The sequence below is a fragment of the Streptomyces sp. NPDC060002 genome (genome assembly GCF_042737245.1).
Lineage (GTDB): Bacteria > Actinomycetota > Actinomycetes > Streptomycetales > Streptomycetaceae > Streptomyces.
The window spans coordinates 47,088-63,670 of the sequence record NZ_JBHWUW010000051.1 but is presented as its reverse complement, the minus strand read 5'-3'; the positions used below and the strand labels follow the sequence as shown (position 1 = coordinate 63,670).

Below are 16,583 nucleotides of genomic sequence, written 5' to 3'. Positions count from 1 at the left end.
GACAAGGCTCGCAGCACGCGACCCGGCCCGGCGAACCCCTTTCGCGTCCCCTTCACGTGGGGCCGGCTCAGCTCTCCCGCTGCTCCGGCCGTCGCTGGGACCACCACAGCCCGGCCGCGCCCGCCGCGAGGAGTGCGGCTCCGGCCGCGCCGAGCGGCAACACGTCCCGGCCGACGCCGGTCCTGGGCAGTTCCTCGCCGCCGGGTCCCACGGGCGTGTTGTCGGTGCCGAGGAGCAGCGGGGTGGCGGGCGCGTTGGGCGACGGGTTCGTCGTACCGAACGGCACCGGACCCTGCTGCCAGAACGTCTTCTTCCCGTCACCGGTCTGGACGGGCAGACAGATCTTCCCGGTCCGGCTCAGATCGAAGGTGGCGTCGACGGCGTACGACTTCGACGCCCCGGCCGCGAGATTGTCGAGGGGGCAGGAGAAACCGCTGTTGGATCCTTCCGGAAGATCCTTCTCCGCGATGGCGTCACACCCCTGAACGCTTTTGACCGTAAGGCCGTCGAAGCCGACGACCAAGAGCCTTATCCGTCCGCTGTCCTTGGTCCCCTCGTTCTTCACCGTGGCGGTGATCGCCGTCTTCTTGGAACTGTTGTCGACCGAGATCCGCTCCGGCAGCGTCGTCGTCGTCCTCACGCCCGCGGGCGCCTCGTCGACGGGCTTTCCCCCCTTGCCGCTCCCGGGTCCCTGATCGTCCGCCCCGGCAGGGCAGGAAAGGATCAACACCGCCGAGAAAGATGCCACGGCCAGCGATCCGGCGACGGTCGTCGCGCGACGAGAACTCATGTTCGCCCCCCTTGGCTGCGCCTGAATTCGCAGTACTGGAAGAGGTACCACAAGATTTCTTCCCACTATGCTGGTAGGGCAGTAAGTGTGACTATTGTGTTCCAGGGGCCGGGCAATGAAGGGGGTGCAGCGAATTGCCGGGAAATGCGGGAAACGCAGAGAATCCGGGGAACACAGGGAATTCGGGGAGTGGCGGTTTCTCCGGGTTACTGGTGACGGGGCGCTACCGGCTGGTCGAGAGTATCGGCCAGGGGGGAATGGGGCGCGTGTGGCGAGCCGCCGACGAAGTTCTCGACCGGCAGGTCGCGGTCAAGGAAATGCGTATCGACGGCCTCGACTCGGAGGACACCCGCACCCGCCGCGAACGCACCCTGCGCGAGGCCAGGGCCACCGCCCGGATCGACCATCCCAACGTGGTGCGTGTCTACGACGTCGTGGACGAGGGCGAACGCCTGTGGATCGTCATGGAGTTGGTGGCCGGCCGCTCCCTCGAACGGATCATGGCCGAGGAAGGCCCGCTGGATCCCCGCGAAACCGCCCGGATCGGCCTGGGCCTGGTCACGGCACTGCGCCAGGTGCACGCGAGGGGAGTACTGCACCGCGACATCAAACCGGGCAACGTCCTGGTGGAAGGCGCGCGGAACGCGGGGTGGGCGGGGAACGCGGGGAGCGAGGGGCGGGCGGGGGACACCGGGAACGAGGGGAGGGCGGGGGACCGGGGGAGCGCGGGCGAGCGGGAGAGCGGCGTTCGAAGGATCGTCCTCACCGACTTCGGCATCGCCGCGATCCAGGACACCAAGGCGTTGACCATGGTCGGCATGCTGGTCGGCTCCCCCGACTACATGGCCCCCGAGCGGATCTCGGGCCAACCGCAGGGCCCGCCCTCCGACGTGTGGTCCCTGGGCGCGACGCTCTGCGCCGCACTGGCCGGCCGCTCCCCGTTCTCCCGGGACACCACCCTGGCCACCCTGCACGCGGTCCTCTACGAGGAACCCCGACTCCCGTCCGACGCGGGCCCGTTGTACGACATCCTCACCGCCCTCCTGGAAAAGGAACCCACAGCCCGCCCCACCCTCGCCGACCTGGAATCCACCCTCGAGGGCATAGCCTTCCCGCCGCCTACGCCTACGCCTACGCCTACGCCTACGCCTATGCCTACGTTGACGGTGACCAGGGGTGAGGAGGTCGAGGGGGGCGAGGAGGCCGAGGGGGCCACCGGGGATCGAGGGCCGGAACCGGTCTCGCACGTGGGGGAGTCGCCGCTGGGGGAATCGCCGACTCGCGTACTGCTGAACGCCACCAGGACGCCACACCCGGCCCGTTCGCCCGGCGCACCTGGCGCACCTGATGCGACCGATGGCTCCACTGATGTCGCCCCTGGCGCCTCCGCTGACGTCGTCCCCGACGCCTCAAGCGAAGCGGCCTCGGAGATGCGCTCGGAGTCGGGCTCCGAACCGCCGTCCCCCAGCCCGCCGGGAACCTCATCCCCGCGCTCCGGGATCTCGCTCTCCCGGTCCGGCGCGGTGACGGAACGCGCCCCCGCCCCGAACCGGCCGCCGACCCGTCGAGCGGGCCTGCCGCCCGGCGGTGAGCTGCCCGGCCCCGCCGTTCCGGCCGCTTCCTGCGCCGGCAGGCCCCGTTCGCACGGCGATGCCGGACGCCGTGCGGGCCGTGCGGGTCGTACGGGTCCTACGGGGGGATGGACTGGTCGCCGTACCGGCGTGGCCGCCGCCGTCGGTGTCGTCGTCGTGGCCGCGGTCCTCGCGATCGTGCTGGCGGCGGCCCCCGGCTCGCACGACGGCGACAACCAGGCGGGCGGCTCCTCGCCCGAGCCGTCCCCGGTCACCAGCTCGCATGCCGGCTCCGGCTCCGGCTCCGGCCTCGGCTCCGGCGCCGGTTCGGCTCCCTCGGCGTCGTCCACCGTCGAGGGGACGTTCAGGCCCCAGAGCCTGCCCCCCGGCGCGCACCAGGAGGCCGGAGGCTTCGCGTGGGCGACGCCCAAGGGCTGGCGGCGGGATGTGAAGACGGGCGCGGAGGTGCACTACACGTCCCCCGACGGCAGCCAGGAACTCGTCGCCAAGTCCTCCCTGGCCCGCGGCGATCTGATGGACACCTGGCGGACCTCCGAACGGAACGCCCACCAGGGCCGGGACTACAGCAAGATCCGCCTGGAGGAGACGACGTTCCGAGGCCTGCCGGCGGTCGTCTGGGAGTACACGTTCACCCTCCAGGGCACCCCCTGGCACGCCCGGCTCCTGGGCTTCGACGAGAGCGGGAAGTCGTACCAGATCAACACCTGGTACCAGCCCGCGGCCGAGGCGGCGGCCCTGAAGACGTACGAGAAGGTCAAGGACAGCTTCACCGTGATGTGACGTGACGGTGAGGCGGGAGAGCGGAAAGGGGCCCGCCGCAGCGGACCCCTTTCCTCTGACTGCGAGCGGAACTACTCGACTTCACTCCCGACAGAGGCGGAGGCGGAGGCGGAGGCAGGGGCGGGGGCGGAGGCAGAGGCCCCGACCTTGGCCCTGGCCTTGACCCGGCCCTCCTTCAGGAAGGCGACGGCCACCACGAGGGCGGCGACGAGCAGCGACAGCAGCACGGTCGTCCGCCCGCTGCTCTCCCCCTCGGTGTCGGTCAGCATGTAACCGAGCACGAAGACGATCAGCGCGGCCGTCGCCCAGGTCAGGTACGGGTACAGCCACATCTTGACGACCAGCTTCTCCGGCGCCTCGGCCTGGATGATCTTCCGCATCCGCAGCTGCGAGAAGCAGATCACGAGCCAGACGAACAGGGCCACGGCGCCGCTGGAGTTCACCAGGAAGAGGAAGACGGAGTCCGGGAACTTGTAGTTGAAGAAGACGGCGACGAATCCGAACGTCACCGAGGCGACGATCGCCGCGAGCGGAACACCACGACTCGTCGTCCGGGCGAAGACCTTCGGCGCGTCACCCCGCTGACCGAGCGAGAAGGCCATGCGGGAGGCCGTGTAGAGACCGGAGTTGAGACAGGACAGCACCGACGTCAGCACGATGAAGTTCATGATCTGACCGGCGTGCGCGATCCCGAGGGAGTCGAGGGCGGCCACATAGGAGCCCTGCTCCTTGATGGACGCGTCGTCCCAGGGCAGCAGCGTGACGACGACGAAGATCGACCCGAGGTAGAAGACACCGATACGCCAGATGATGCTGTTCGTGGACTTCGTCACGGCCCGCTGCGGGTTCTCGGACTCGCCGGCCGCGAGGGTCGCGATCTCGCTGCCCATGAAGGAGAAGACGACGAGCAGCACACCGGTGAGGATGGCGCCGGGTCCGTGGGGCAGGAAGCCACCGTGGTCGGTGAGGTTGCCGAGTCCCGCCTTGTCGCTGTCGACACCGGGCAGCACGCCGAAGACGGCGAGCCCGCCGACGATGATGAAGGCGCCGATCGCGACGACCTTGATCCCGGCGAACCAGAACTCGAACTCGCCGTAGGAGCCGACGGAGACGAGGTTGGTGGCGGTCAGCACCACCATCACGATGAGCGCCCACCCCCACTGCGGTACGCCGGGCATCCACCCTTCGAGGATCTTGGCCCCGGCGGTGGCCTCCACCGCGAGCACGACGACCCAGAAGAACCAGTAAAGCCAGCCGATGGAGAAACCGGCCCAGCGGCCGAGCGCCCGGTCGGCGTGCGCGGAGAACGAACCGGAGGTCGGATTGGCCGCCGACATCTCGCCGAGCATGCGCATCACCAGCACCACGAGCGTGCCGACGAGAGCGTAGGACAGCAGAATGCCCGGCCCGGCGGTGGCGATACCGGAACTGGAACCGACGAACAATCCGGCTCCGATGACCCCGCCGATGGCGATCATCGACAGATGCCGGTTCTTGAGCCCTGCATGAAGCCCGGATCCGGTTCCGGTTCCAGGTTCTCCGGGACCTCCGGGGCCGTTGTCGGCCTTGGTGAGGGTCGGCTGCGAAGTCATGAGGATGGTTTTCCTTTGCGCCGCGTGAGGGGAATCAGGTGCGTCGTGCGTGGGGGGCGTACGAGCCGGTCCAGTGAATCCGAGGTGAATGAATTCGGGAACCTATGATTCCAGATCGTTACTTGAGGTTTTCCTGAGCTTCTATGGGATTGCTCAGAGTTTTCGGACGCGGCACCCGGCGCTGCTACCCCGCAACACCCGTGTCACACTCATCCCATGCGCGTGTATCTCGGCTCGGACCATGCCGGCTTCGAACTCAAGAACCACCTCGTCGAATGGCTCAAGGCGGCGGGTCACGACCCGGTCGACTGCGGGCCCCACATCTACGACGCCCAGGACGACTACCCGCCCTTCTGCCTCCGCGCCGCGGAGCGGACGGCCGCGGACCCCGAGTCCCTCGGCATCGTGATCGGCGGCTCCGGCAACGGCGAGCAGATCGCGGCGAACAAGGTGAAGGGCGTCCGTGCCGCCCTGGCCTGGAGCGAGGAGACCGCGTCCCTCGGCCGCCAGCACAACAACGCCAACGTCGTCGCCGTCGGCTCCCGCATGCACTCCCGGGACGAGGCGACGAAGTTCGTCGAGACCTTCCTCGCGACCCCGTTCTCCGAGGACGAGCGCCACATCCGCCGCATCGACATGCTCGCGTCGTACGAGACCACGGGCGACCTCCCGGCCATCCCGGCCCACCACCCCCAGCAGTAGCCGAGGGGCGAGACCTCGCCGGGGCGCAGGGGTGAAGCCCCGCCGGGGGTGCAGAGGGCGGAGCCCCGGGGGTGCAGAGGGCGGAGCCCCCGCGGGGCCCGGGGCGGAGACCCGGACCTCCGCCTCTCGCCCGGCCGAGTCGGGTGGGTGATCGGCCGGTGGGGTGGGGCGGAGCCCCGGTGGTGGCGGGGACTGTTCACCTGACCGGGTCGGGTGGGTGGGAGAGCAAGGGAGACGCCGGTGCCGGAAGGGCACACGATTCACCGACTGGCGCAGGACTACGCCCGCTTCACCCACCACCCCCTTCGGGTAACCAGCCCCCAGGGCAAGTTCACCGACGCCGCAGCCCTCCTCGCCGACGCCCCGCTCACCCGCACCGAGGCTCACGGGAAACACCTCTTCCTCGGCTTCACCGGCGACCTGTGGATCCACATCCACCTGGGCCTCTTCGGCAAGGTCAACTTCGGCCCGGTCCCCGCGCCGCCGCCCACGGAGACGGTCCGGCTCCGCCTCACCGGCCCCACCTCCTACGTGGACCTCCGAGGCCCCACCACCTGCGCCCTGATCACGGGCGACGAGAAGCGGGCGATACACGCCCGCCTCGGCGCCGACCCCCTCCGCGCCGACGCCGACCCCCTGGCCGCGTACAGCCGCGTCTCCCGCAGCCGTACGACGATCGCCGCCCTCCTCATGGACCAGAAGATCATCGCCGGCGTCGGCAACGTCTACCGGGCGGAAGTCCTCTTCCGGCACCGCATCGACCCGTACCGCGCGGGCAGGGACATCACCCCCGCCGAGTGGGACGCGATCTGGGCCGACCTGGTCGCCCTGATGCGTGAGGGCGTCCGCAACAACCGCATCGACACGGTCCGCCCGCAGCACACCCCGGAGGCGATGGGCCGCCCGCCCCGAGTCGACGACCACGGCGGCGAGGTGTACGTCTACCGCCGTACGCACCAGCCCTGCCACCTCTGCGGCGAAGCCGTCCGCACCGCCGGCCTCGCCGCCCGCAACCTCTTCTGGTGCCCGACCTGTCAGAAGAACTGACCGCCGACCGCGCGGATCCCGTCGGAACGTCAGAACCCGTGCGGCAGCCAAGGGGCGGTGCTCGCCCCGAACCCCACCGCGGCCTCCGCCAGCGCGCCCCGCCGCAGCTCCCGCACCCGCCCGGCCCCGCCCAGCGAGGCGAGGCTGACGCCCCCGAGATACGCCGCCCCCAACTCCCGTACGGACAGCGCGAGATCGGCGACGTCGGAGGTGGGGACGCACACCGCGCCCTTGGCGTCCCCCGACAGCCGCCAACGACCCGAGTTCCAGGGGCAGAAGGCGTCCTCGACCTGCAACACCACGTCCACCGGCGCCTGATACGTCCGCGCCTCGAGCGCCGCACCCACGTCGACCAGCCGCACGTACAGCGAGTCCCGCACCCGCAGCTCGCACCGCCGGATGTCGGAGACGAGATGCTGCCACGCCTCGTCCATCGGCCGCCCCCGCACCTTCAGCGTGGACGTGAGGTCGATCCCGAACAGGAACCGCCACAGCGCCGCCTCCGACACCGGATCGACCCCCGCCAGGTCCTGGAGCAGCACCCGCCCGTTGTGCCCGCTGTCCCGCCACTCGGACCGCACCCGGAAGCGGACGTACCCCGTGACCTCCCCGTCCCGCTCGGCGAGCACGCACTGCAGCGGCGACGCCCCGGCCCGCTCGCTCTCCGGATCGAGCAGCCCCAGCCGCTCCCAACCGGGCCGGCGCGCGAGCATCCCGGCCCGGACGGGCACGGTCCGCGCGTACACCGACTCGCACACCTCGAGCTCCGCACCGGGGTCGGCGTACCGCAGCCGTACGTCGTCCGTGCCGGCCGGGACGGACAGCCGTACCCGGCTGGTGTCGATCTCGGCATGCAGCCCGAAGGTCGCCGCCGCGTACCCGAACCGTCCGTAGATGTCCGGTTCGGAGGCGGTGAGGATCGCGAGCGGCTCGCCCCACGCCCGCACATCGTCCAGCTGTCGCCGCATCATCGACGTGAGCACCCCGCGCCGCCGATGGGTCGCGCTCACGCCGACCATCGTCACGCCCGCCGCCGGAACCGAGGCCCCGCCCGGTACCGTCAGCCGGAAGTCGTACGCCCCGGCCGTGGCCACGCACCGGTCGCCGTCCCACACGCCCAGGGAGCGCTCGTACGAGGTGAGCGCCCTGAACAGCTCCCGTTCCTCGGTCGACTCCCCGGTCCCGCCGAAGGCGCGGAGCAGGGTGTCGTACCACTCGTCCCATTCGTCCCGGCGCAGCACCCGTGGTTCCCGCGACTCCCGCATCTCCCGCACCTTCCGCTGTTCTTGGCGCCCGGCCGCGGAAGAGGTCGCACGGCCCGTCGCCTCACTCGTGATGGGCTCATGCCTAGCAGTCCCCCGCAGGACGAGCCAGCCAATTTCGCCCTCCTCGGGGCGCGAGCGCTTTCCGTGAAGTTCACTGTGAAGTTGAGCCTCGGAGGGGGGACAAGTGGGACCTCCCGTGCCAAGCGGCGGGTTCGATGGATAGGGTCCCGAACTAATGGCAGTAGGACGGCAGCGGCGCGCGGAAGCCGAGACGTTGACGGCCCGGTTGAAGCACTTGATGCACCGGGTCCGCACCGGCCTGCGCAGAAGCGCCGTGGACTACTTCCGGGGCGACGGTTCGGACTGGATCGCGCTGGCCTTCCTGCTGCTCACGGTCCCGCTGATCGCCGTCACCACACTCGCCAACTCGGTGTGGTGCTCACCGGCCGCGCTCGTCCTGCCGATCGTCGCCGGCGGACTGCTGCTGCGCCCGTCGAGCCTGCTCGGCCTGTACGCGGCGGCGGCCACGGCCCTCATCGTGGAGTCGGTGCAACTGGGCCCGTACACCGAGGGCCCGTCCAGAGTCACCCCGGGCGTGGTCCTGGTCGTCGCAGCATGCGGTTTCTTCGGACTGCTCATCGCCCAGTTCCGCAGCCGGGTCGGCGTGCCCTGGCGGCGCGGCGGCACCATGCTCTTCGACCTGCGCGAACGCATCCGGGTGCAGAGCAAGCTGCCGAGCCTGCCGCAGGGCTGGCACCGCGAGATGGCGCTGAGGCCGGCGGGGGGCCAGTCGTTCTCCGGTGACTTCGTCGTCGCGGCCCGGACGAACGGCGGCCGGACCATGGAGGTCGTCCTCACGGACGTCTCCGGCAAGGGCATGGACGCCGGTTCCCGCGCCCTTCTGCTGTCGGGCGCCTTCGGCGGCCTGCTCGGCTCGCTGCCGCCGCACGCCTTCCTCCCCGCCGCCAACGGCTATCTGCTCCGCCAGGACTGGGACGAGGGCTTCGCGACCTCCATCCACCTGGTCCTCGACCTCGACTCCGGCGACTACGAGCTCTACTCGGCCGGCCATCCGCCGGGCCTCCAGCTCAGCGCGGGCAGCGGCCGCTGGGAGGAGAAGGCCGCCGAGGGCCCCCTCCTCGGGGTGTACGACGGCGCCCAGTTCGACCCCGTGAAGGGCTCGCTGCGCCCGGGCGACGTGCTGATGCTCTTCACCGACGGCCTGGTGGAGACCTCCGACCGGGACATCGTCGAGGGCATCGACCGCCTCACCGGTGAGGCCGACCGGTATGTGGCCGGCGGCTTCCAGGGCGCCGCCTGGCACCTGATCGAAGCGGTGGCGAAGGACGTCAACGACGACCGTGCCCTGCTGCTCGTCTGCCGCGAGGGCCCCACGGCCCAGTCGGCCCCACTGTCCTGAGCTCTCCCGAACCGTCCTGAGCGCTGCCGGGACTCCTGAGGTTCCTGAGACTCCTGAGGCTCCCGAGGGGGACCATCGACCATGCTCACCCTGTCCGAGGTCGAGAGCCTCGCCCGCGCCGCCCACCAGGGACAGACCGACAAGGCCGGCCGGCCCTACGCCGAGCACCTCCAGGCGGTCGCCGAGGGCGTACGCGCGCGCGGCGGCGACGCCGAGCAGATCGCGGCCGCCTGGCTGCACGACGCCGTCGAGGACGACGCCCTGTCCGAGACCTGGCTCGACGAGGCGGCGCTGAGCGACCGTACGAAGGCCGTCGTCCTGGCGGTGACCAAACGGGCAGGGGAGACGCCGGAGGCGTACGCGGGACGCATCCTGGCCACGCCGGGCGCGCTGCTGGTGAAGGAGGCGGACCTGGCGCACAACGCGGACCCGGCGCGGCTCGCGGTCCTGGACCCACCGACCCGGGTACGACTGACCGAGAAGTACGCACGGATGCGCGCACTCCTCGGTCTCACCGCCCGCCGGGACGAGAGCGCCTAGCCCGCGGCGTCCGCCGATCGCTCCCGCTGATCGCGGACACCGGTCCTCTGCCGCTGCTCGCCCTTCTCCGGCTTCCCGCGCTCGCGGGCGAGTTCGGCGGCGTCCCGCCTGAAGGCCCAGTCCATCCTCGGTTCCACCACGAACCGGAGCACCTGCCGGACGGGCCTGGTGCACAACGCGGTGACGGCCACGGCCACGACGACGGTGACGGCGATCTCCCCGAGCGGACGGTGCAGCGCGGGGTGGTCGAACCAGCCGCGGTAGTCGGCGGTCTTGAGCAGCAGGCCGTGCATCAGATAGCCGTAGAGCGTGCCGGCGCCCAGCGCCGTGAACCACATCGTGCGACCCGGCACCCAGGAGAGGAAGCAGGCGGTCAGCAGCAGGGAGCAGCCGAACAGGGCGAGCTGCATGACGGGACCGACCCACCACGGGACGCCCAGTTCCTGCGCGGAGTTGCGGTGGTAGAGCCATCCGCTGTTCATCCGCGGCACCGCCCACCAGGAGAAGGCCAGCGCGAAGGCGAACACCGGGACCGCCGCGATCCGGCACGAGCGCCGGCGCACCAGCGCGAAGTGCTCCGGCTTCAGGTTCAGGCCCAGCACGAAGAACGGCAGGAACTGAAGGACGCGCTGGAGGTCCAGATCGCCACCGATGTCCGGGGTGGCGGACGCCAGCATGGCGATGCCCAGCGCGAGCGGCAGCGGATGACGGACCAGCTTCCAGATGGGCGTGGTCAGCCGCCAGATGAACAGCGCGCACAGGAACCAGGTCAGGTAATAGGGGTCGAGCAGACTGATGTCCTGGGGAGCGCCGTCGACGTACGTCTTCAGGAGCGGGTAGGCGGTCTCGAAGACGATGTACGGCACGACGACGCCCGTCACCAGCCGCTTGAGCTTGCCGGGGCTCCCGTCGAAACTGCGGGAGAAGAAGCCGGAGATGACGATGAAAGCCGGCATGTGGAACGTGTACAGCAGCACGTACGCCGCCGTGAGCACCCGGCTGTCGCCCTTCAGCGCCTCCCAGGCGTGCCCCATCGCCACCAGCACGATCGCCAGGTACTTCGCGTTGTCGAAGAAGGCGTCCCGCTTCGCGGCGGGCCGCGGGGACGGTCGTTCGGCGGATCTGTCCCCGGACTGGTCGTGCTGATCGTTCTGGTCCTGGGACGAGCGGAGGCTCGGAACGAGAGACGAGGCGGCGTGGAACATTTGAGGCACCCTAGCGTCGCGCGCGCGTATTCGTAAAACGCCCCAGGTCATTCCTTGTTATTGCCTTCGGGATTGCTCACCGATCCGCCGCCGGGGGCGGTCGTTACAGGTCGCACTCGGCCTTGATGTCACGATTCATCCCGACTAAAAGGTGCATAACGCCGGTTGTGTGTCTGTAGTTGATGTGGCTGCGGACATAATTCGAATTACCTGCGCAGGCGTTGTGTGGACACGGCAACGACCTGCCCCAATTCCCTGTACGGGCACGTGCTCGAATTGCTGTGCGGCGCACCCCCGGCCGGACGGGCCCGCGCGATGATGTGTCACGGGCCGCATAGGGAGGCCCCGTTGGTGGCACGATGGTCTCGGGAGTGCGGACCGACCCGAGGGTGTGTGATCAGTTGTGGCCATTTCACTGTCAGTGGTGCTGCTGTTGGCGATCATCCTGGTGGTGCTCGTCCGAGGGGGGTCGATCAAGGCCGGGCCGGCGATAGTCGCGATCCTGTTCGGCTTCTTCCTCGCCTCGACCGGCATGGCCCCGTCGATCAACCGCTTCCTGGACTCCCTCGCGGACACCATCAACTCGATCAGCTTCTGAGGCCCGCCCCCGCGCGTCCGGGCGGGCAGCCCGGACACGACGAGGGCCGGGCCGGAGAAGTGAATCTCCGACCCGGCCCGGGCCGTACGGAGCGGGCGACGGGAATCGAACCCGCGTAGCTAGTTCGGAAGATCGCGTATGCGGACCGCGGCTGAGCTGCCAAGTCGCTGACGTGCGGGTTCTCGGGTCCCTCCCCGGCGTTCCCCGCTACTCCCCGCCGGTCGCTGCTCGATCGGGCACGCAGAGGGCACGGGGCCGGGCCTCCTGCTCGCGGCCGTGTGATCTACGGCTCACCCCACTCGGGGATGCACATCATGCGGTGAGCCGGCACGACGGGTTCGCTCGGTAGCGGATCGATTCCACGGACCCGTACGGCCACGATATCCGTGGGGATGGGGGATCGGCCCGGAACCCTCGCCAAACGCCACCTGAAGGCCTCTGGGACGTCCTTGGCGGGTAACTCCACCATGGCGAGACTGACCCACCGGTCGTAGTTGGTGGGATATATGCGAACCAATACGCCACATTTGGTGCAAAGTGGTGGCTCGATCCATGCCACGCCGTCGGGGTCGGGATCCGGTCTGGGTGCGGCTGTGGCCCCATCGGCTTCGGCCATCTCGTTGGCGAAGGTGTTCCAGCACCTTTCGCAGTAGCTCGCCATGAGGCCGAACCGTCCGCGCTCACGCACGGCGTGGCCGGCCTCCCCGCAGCGATGGCATGCCAACTGGTCACGATCCCGAATCGCCCCCATGTGCTTGAGTGTGAGCGAATCTGACCGGATCCCAGTAGGTCGCGATTTGGCCGTATTCGACGATCACGGGTCCAGATGGCCAGCCATGTCCGGTGATGAGCTCGACCTGAGCCGGTGCCCTGAGGCGTCACCCCTCGAAAAGAAGTGGGCTGTCCAGTCGCCGAGTCGGTACGGTCCGCCTGGCCATGAGTCGTTTAGCGGCCCAAGACGTCGCGCTCGGGTTCGCCCCGACGCGGAAACCCCGGTTCGAATCCGGGCCGTGGCCACCCTTGGCGCGTCTGCCCCTGCCCGGGGGCGGGCCCGGGTCCTAGTGGCGATTTGGCCTCATTTGGCGATCGTGCGCTATGGAGGCCTGTGGAGCCTCGACCTCTGAGTCGAGGCGATCCGCCGGCCTGCCCTCTCGATGCGAACTGCGGGCATGGTCGTCGCTGAGGTCCGCCGGGCACGTCAGACGGTCGCTCAGTGCCGGTGGTGGTCGGGGCTGGTCGCGACGGTTGCTGTACTTCGCTGCTGTACAGCACCGATCTCAGTGGTCTGACCTGGGAATCCCAGCCTTGGGCGACGTGGGGAAGTGCGCACCCTGGCGCACCTCGATTCCCCGTGAGTCCCCGCCCGTTCTGGCACAGAAGTGGCACGCTTCGCGGCCCCCTCGAACCGGCATCGATCAAAGCTCTTGCGGCTCGCCTGCGGCAGTGTCATCCGTGGAACTTCCGCGGCCTCGCCTGGTTGCCCGAATTTGGTCGATGATGAGTCCCGCAGTTGCAGCCAGGAAGCCGATCGCCGCTACGCCGAAACCCACCCTCAGTAGTGGCGGTCGTCCGTTACTCAAAGCGCGGAAGCCGGCCCAGGCCGCTGCGGCCATGAGCCCGAGACCTTGTATCCACCATCGCTCATCTCTGGCCTTTGTCATGTACTTAATCAGCGTCATACGTGATGATCTCACTCGCGCCGGAGTTCGACCCGTGCCGCGCTGATCCATCAGCACGGTTCCCGCAAGCGTGAACGAGAGATCGTGGACGGCATCGACGCCATGATCGTGGACGCTCTGAAGCGCCGGCCGCGCTCGAAGGGGACGGGAGGGGCACGAAGGACTGAAACGGCCCCAGGAATGCCGAAGGCCCGGGGAGAGGAAACCGACCTCTCACCCGGGCCTTCGTCGTACAGAGCGGGCGACGGGAATCGAACCCGCGTAGCTAGTTTGGAAGACTAGTGCTCTACCATTGAGCTACGCCCGCACGCGACGCGCCGCAGGTCGGTGACCGCGGCACTTCAGGCATCGTAGCGGGTCGGCGACCTGCCGCGCACACCCCGTTTGCCGGGCCCGCCGCGGCGCGCGCCGGGACTGGGTAAAAGCGGCGGTCAGGCGGCCTGCGGCCATGTACCCTTCGTGTCGCACCAGACGGGGTGTGGCGCAGCTTGGTAGCGCGTCCGCTTTGGGAGCGGAAGGCCGTGGGTTCAAATCCCGCCACCCCGACCAACGACCGGCCACCACCGGCCATCGACTCGGCCATCGGTGGTCGATGAACGGCCATCACCGGCCGTCACCGGCCATCTGCGCGGTCACCTCGCTTGATCGCCTTTGGGGCGTGTCGTCGCTGCCGTTACTATGCAAGCTGCACGCCCGTATGCCTCATCCTCTGGTAAGTCCTCCGGGCGGCGAATCCGCGGGAGCCGGTCTGGCTCCGGCAGAAACCAAGAAGTCAGCCCCCAAGGAGACCGAACCGTGAAGAGCGCCGTGGAGACCCTGAACCCGACTCGGGTTCGGCTCAGCATCGAGGTGCCCTTCGAGGAGCTCAAGGACAGCCTCGACGCGGCGTACAAGAAGATCAACCAGCAGGTCACGGTGAAGGGCTTCCGTAAGGGCAAGATCCCCGCCCGGGTCATCGACCAGCGCTTCGGCCGTGGCGCCGTGCTGGAGGAGGCCGTCAACGACGCGCTGCCGAAGTTCTACACGGAGGCGGTCAACGAGGCCGAGATCGACGTCCTCGGCCAGCCCGAGGTCGACATCACGGAGCTGAAGGACGGCGAGACGCTGAACTTCACCGCCGAGGTCGACATCCGCCCGTCCCTGGAGCTCCCCGAGGACTTCTCCTCCATCGAGGTCGAGGTCGACGCCGTCGAGGTGTCCGAGGAGGACATCGACAAGTCGGTCGAGCAGCTCCGCGAGCGCTTCGCCTCGACCTCCCCGGTCGAGCGGGCCGCCGAGGACGGCGACGTCGTGACCGTCGACCTGGAGGCCAAGGTCGACGGCGAGATCCTCGAGGACGGCGTCGCCAGCGGCGTCTCCTACACCATCGGCTCGGGCGAGCTGCTGGAAGGCATCGACGAGGCCGTGAAGGGCCTGGAGGCCGGTGGCGAGGCCACCTTCTCCTCCGAGCTCAAGGGCGGCTCGGCGGCCGGCAAGGAGGCCGAGGTCACCGTCAAGGTCACCCAGGTCGCCGCCCGCGAGCTCCCCGAGCTGGACGACGAGTTCGCGCAGCTCGCCTCCGAGTTCGACACCCTCGAGGAGCTCAAGGCGGACAGCCGCAAGCGCCTCGAGGACATGAAGCAGTACGACCAGGCCACGCAGGCCCAGGAGCGCGTCCTGGAGAAGCTGCTGGAGCTCGTCGAGGTGCCCGTCCCCGAGAAGCTGCTCGAGGACGAGGTCAACACCCGCAAGCACAACCTGGAGCACCACCAGCTCGGCCAGATGGGCCTCGAACTCGACAAGTACCTGGAGATCCAGGGCAAGACCGCCGAGGAGTTCGAGACCGAGACCCGTGAGGCCGCGGTCAAGGGCATCAAGACCCAGTTCGTGCTCGACGAGCTCGTCAAGCGCGAGAAGCTGAACGTCAACCAGGAGGAGCTCACCGAGCACCTCATGCGCCGTGCCGCCTCCTCCGGCATGTCCCCCGACCAGTTCGCCCAGGCGGTCGTCGAGGGCGGCCAGGTTCCGCTCCTGGTCGGCGAGGTCGCCCGCGGCAAGGCTCTGGCCACGGTCGTCGAGTCCGCCACGGTGAAGGACACGAACGGCGAGGTCATCGACCTGGACGACGAGGAGGACACCGAGGAGGCCGCTGCCGAGGCGGAGACCTCCGAGGAGAGCGCCGAGGAGAAGACCGAGGCCTGACCGGCCTCGCGTCACCTCTGACGCAGACATGAGGGCCCCGGAGCGTTATGCGCTCCGGGGCCCTTCTGGCATCCGGCGGGATGACCGGCGGGAGGATGCGGGAGGGCGGAGGGGCGGTCCTCAGGGCGGTCGGCGGACGGCCTGCCCAGGGGGGTGCGGGCGGGGTGCCGGTGTGCGGCTCCGCTGCGGAGCGCGACCGGCCACGACCGTCCGCGTGACGGCCCGCGGCCACGCACGAACGGGAGCCCCACGTCTACGCCCCCGGCGAACACCCTCCTCTCCGGGATTCTCCGAAGGGACCCGCGCGTTAGGGTCCATGAGTACGAGGGCAGGGGAGTCTCCGTTGCCCCCAGCAGTACACGTGAGACGGCCCGGCGCCGTCGTAAGACGAGCAGGTGGATACGTGACGAATCTGATGCCCACAGCCGCCGGCGACCCCATCGGTGGTGGCCTCGGCGACCAGGTCTACAACCGGCTGCTCGGCGAGCGGATCATCTTCCTCGGCCAGGCGGTCGACGACGACATCGCCAACAAGATCACCGCACAGCTGCTGCTCCTTGCCGCCGATCCGGACAAGGACATCTACCTCTACATCAACAGCCCCGGTGGCTCGATCACGGCCGGCATGGCGATCTACGACACGATGCAGTTCATCAAGAACGACGTGGTGACCATCGCCATGGGCCTCGCGGCCTCCATGGGGCAGTTCCTGCTCAGCGCGGGCACTCCCGGCAAGCGCTTCGCGCTGCCGAACGCCGAGATCCTGATCCACCAGCCCTCCGCGGGTCTGGCGGGGTCGGCCTCCGACATCAAGATCCACGCCGAGCGGCTGCTGCACACCAAGAAGCGCATGGCCGAGCTGACCTCGCAGCACACCGGCCAGACGGTCGAGCAGGTCACCCGCGACTCGGACCGCGACCGCTGGTTCGACGCGTTCGAGGCCAAGGAGTACGGCCTCATCGACGACGTCATCCCGACGGCTGCCGGCATGCCGGGCGGCGGCGGTACCGGGGCGGCCTGAGGACCACTGACGGCAGCAGGGCCACGCAGGGCGCTTCGCGGAGCCCCCTGAGTCCCTGAGCCCCTTCCGGAGTCTCCGGGAGCCCGCTGGACCCTGCGGAGTTCCGAAGCCCTCGGAGGCCCCCGGAGACCCCGGAAGCCCCGGGAACGCGCCGAGGCACCCGGCGGCACT

At 69.4% G+C, this 16,583-nt stretch carries 13 protein-coding genes and 3 tRNA genes; 10 read left to right on the top strand and 6 right to left on the bottom strand.

Annotation, left to right across the window (positions count from 1 at the left end; translation table 11 throughout):
• Window positions 1-67 precede the first annotated feature (67 nt).
• A complete protein-coding gene (locus tag ACFWBD_RS32895; RefSeq protein WP_385674943.1) occupies window positions 68-790 on the bottom strand; it encodes a hypothetical protein in 723 nt (240 codons plus the stop codon).
• Window positions 791-1,047: 257 nt separating this feature from the next.
• Here ACFWBD_RS32895 and ACFWBD_RS32890 point away from each other — a divergent pair, with 257 nt between their 5' ends.
• Window positions 1,048-3,162, top strand: coding sequence for a serine/threonine-protein kinase (locus ACFWBD_RS32890; RefSeq protein ID WP_385674940.1), 2,115 nt, complete (start codon window positions 1,048-1,050; stop codon window positions 3,160-3,162).
• 71 nt (window positions 3,163-3,233) lie between these two features.
• Here the strand turns inward: ACFWBD_RS32890 and ACFWBD_RS32885 are convergent, their stop codons facing one another.
• Window positions 3,234-4,754 carry an amino acid permease gene (locus ACFWBD_RS32885; protein ID WP_385674937.1) on the bottom strand — a complete coding sequence of 507 codons (1,521 nt, stop codon included), beginning with the start codon at window positions 4,752-4,754 and terminating at the stop codon, window positions 3,234-3,236.
• A 216-nt stretch (window positions 4,755-4,970) separates the two neighbouring features.
• Here ACFWBD_RS32885 and ACFWBD_RS32880 point away from each other — a divergent pair, with 216 nt between their 5' ends.
• Complete coding sequence (locus tag ACFWBD_RS32880; RefSeq protein WP_385674934.1) at window positions 4,971-5,456, top strand: ribose-5-phosphate isomerase; 486 nt, start codon at window positions 4,971-4,973, stop codon at window positions 5,454-5,456.
• A 240-nt stretch (window positions 5,457-5,696) separates the two neighbouring features.
• Window positions 5,697-6,503 (top strand): Fpg/Nei family DNA glycosylase, encoded by an 807-nt coding sequence (locus tag ACFWBD_RS32875; protein ID WP_385674932.1) that lies wholly within the window; start codon window positions 5,697-5,699, stop codon window positions 6,501-6,503.
• A 29-nt stretch (window positions 6,504-6,532) separates the two neighbouring features.
• Here ACFWBD_RS32875 and ACFWBD_RS32870 read toward each other — a convergent pair whose 3' ends face one another.
• Window positions 6,533-7,768: a GNAT family N-acetyltransferase gene (locus ACFWBD_RS32870; RefSeq protein WP_385674929.1), complete on the bottom strand. Its 1,236-nt coding sequence runs from the start codon at window positions 7,766-7,768 to the stop codon at window positions 6,533-6,535.
• A 235-nt stretch (window positions 7,769-8,003) separates the two neighbouring features.
• Here ACFWBD_RS32870 and ACFWBD_RS32865 point away from each other — a divergent pair, with 235 nt between their 5' ends.
• Window positions 8,004-9,188 carry a PP2C family protein-serine/threonine phosphatase gene (locus tag ACFWBD_RS32865; protein WP_171397254.1) on the top strand — a complete coding sequence of 395 codons (1,185 nt, stop codon included), beginning with the start codon at window positions 8,004-8,006 and terminating at the stop codon, window positions 9,186-9,188.
• Between the two features lie 81 nt (window positions 9,189-9,269).
• Complete coding sequence (locus ACFWBD_RS32860; protein WP_385674926.1) at window positions 9,270-9,728, top strand: HD domain-containing protein; 459 nt, start codon at window positions 9,270-9,272, stop codon at window positions 9,726-9,728.
• Here the strand turns inward: ACFWBD_RS32860 and ACFWBD_RS32855 are convergent.
• Window positions 9,725-10,933 carry an acyltransferase family protein gene (locus tag ACFWBD_RS32855; protein WP_385674923.1) on the bottom strand — a complete coding sequence of 403 codons (1,209 nt, stop codon included), beginning with the start codon at window positions 10,931-10,933 and terminating at the stop codon, window positions 9,725-9,727. The genes ACFWBD_RS32860 and ACFWBD_RS32855 overlap by 4 nt on opposite strands.
• A 403-nt stretch (window positions 10,934-11,336) precedes the next feature.
• Between ACFWBD_RS32855 and ACFWBD_RS32850 the strand changes: the two genes are divergently transcribed.
• On the top strand, window positions 11,337-11,531 hold the full coding sequence (locus tag ACFWBD_RS32850; protein WP_351754074.1) for a hypothetical protein: 195 nt from the start codon (window positions 11,337-11,339) through the stop codon (window positions 11,529-11,531).
• 283 nt (window positions 11,532-11,814) lie between these two features.
• Here ACFWBD_RS32850 and ACFWBD_RS32845 read toward each other — a convergent pair whose 3' ends face one another.
• The gene (locus ACFWBD_RS32845) at window positions 11,815-12,147 is read right to left on the bottom strand and encodes a DUF6083 domain-containing protein (protein ID WP_385674949.1); all 333 of its coding nucleotides are present in this window, start codon (window positions 12,145-12,147) and stop codon (window positions 11,815-11,817) included.
• 316 nt (window positions 12,148-12,463) lie between these two features.
• Between ACFWBD_RS32845 and ACFWBD_RS32840 the strand changes: the two genes are divergently transcribed.
• Window positions 12,464-12,548, top strand: a tRNA-OTHER gene (locus ACFWBD_RS32840).
• An 898-nt stretch (window positions 12,549-13,446) separates the two neighbouring features.
• Here the strand turns inward: ACFWBD_RS32840 and ACFWBD_RS32835 are convergent.
• A tRNA-Gly gene (locus tag ACFWBD_RS32835) sits at window positions 13,447-13,517 on the bottom strand.
• A 165-nt stretch (window positions 13,518-13,682) separates the two neighbouring features.
• Between ACFWBD_RS32835 and ACFWBD_RS32830 the strand changes: the two genes are divergently transcribed.
• From ACFWBD_RS32830 to ACFWBD_RS32820, 3 genes are all read left to right on the top strand, one after another.
• Window positions 13,683-13,759 (top strand) — tRNA-Pro (locus ACFWBD_RS32830).
• 246 nt (window positions 13,760-14,005) lie between these two features.
• Entirely contained in the window at window positions 14,006-15,391 is a 1,386-nt protein-coding gene (gene tig, locus ACFWBD_RS32825) for a trigger factor (RefSeq protein ID WP_385674920.1), read from the top strand.
• A gap of 415 nt (window positions 15,392-15,806) precedes the next feature.
• Window positions 15,807-16,412, top strand: coding sequence for an ATP-dependent Clp protease proteolytic subunit (locus ACFWBD_RS32820; protein ID WP_028806515.1), 606 nt, complete (start codon window positions 15,807-15,809; stop codon window positions 16,410-16,412).
• Window positions 16,413-16,583 lie beyond the last annotated feature (171 nt).

What these genes read in the sequence shown, in the direction of transcription:
- ACFWBD_RS32895 (WP_385674943.1), bottom strand. Translation starts at nt 790, where the DNA reads ATGAGTTCTCGTCGCGCGACGACCGTCGCCGGATCGCTGGCCGTGGCA.
- ACFWBD_RS32890 (WP_385674940.1), top strand. Translation starts at nt 1,048, where the DNA reads ATGGGGCGCGTGTGGCGAGCCGCCGACGAAGTTCTCGACCGGCAGGTC.
- ACFWBD_RS32885 (WP_385674937.1), bottom strand. Translation starts at nt 4,754, where the DNA reads ATGACTTCGCAGCCGACCCTCACCAAGGCCGACAACGGCCCCGGAGGT.
- ACFWBD_RS32880 (WP_385674934.1), top strand. Translation starts at nt 4,971, where the DNA reads ATGCGCGTGTATCTCGGCTCGGACCATGCCGGCTTCGAACTCAAGAAC.
- ACFWBD_RS32870 (WP_385674929.1), bottom strand. Translation starts at nt 7,768, where the DNA reads ATGCGGGAGTCGCGGGAACCACGGGTGCTGCGCCGGGACGAATGGGAC.
- ACFWBD_RS32865 (WP_171397254.1), top strand. Translation starts at nt 8,004, where the DNA reads ATGGCAGTAGGACGGCAGCGGCGCGCGGAAGCCGAGACGTTGACGGCC.
- ACFWBD_RS32860 (WP_385674926.1), top strand. Translation starts at nt 9,270, where the DNA reads ATGCTCACCCTGTCCGAGGTCGAGAGCCTCGCCCGCGCCGCCCACCAG.
- ACFWBD_RS32855 (WP_385674923.1), bottom strand. Translation starts at nt 10,933, where the DNA reads ATGTTCCACGCCGCCTCGTCTCTCGTTCCGAGCCTCCGCTCGTCCCAG.
- ACFWBD_RS32845 (WP_385674949.1), bottom strand. Translation starts at nt 12,147, where the DNA reads ATGGCCGAAGCCGATGGGGCCACAGCCGCACCCAGACCGGATCCCGAC.
- ACFWBD_RS32820 (WP_028806515.1), top strand. Translation starts at nt 15,807, where the DNA reads ATGCCCACAGCCGCCGGCGACCCCATCGGTGGTGGCCTCGGCGACCAG.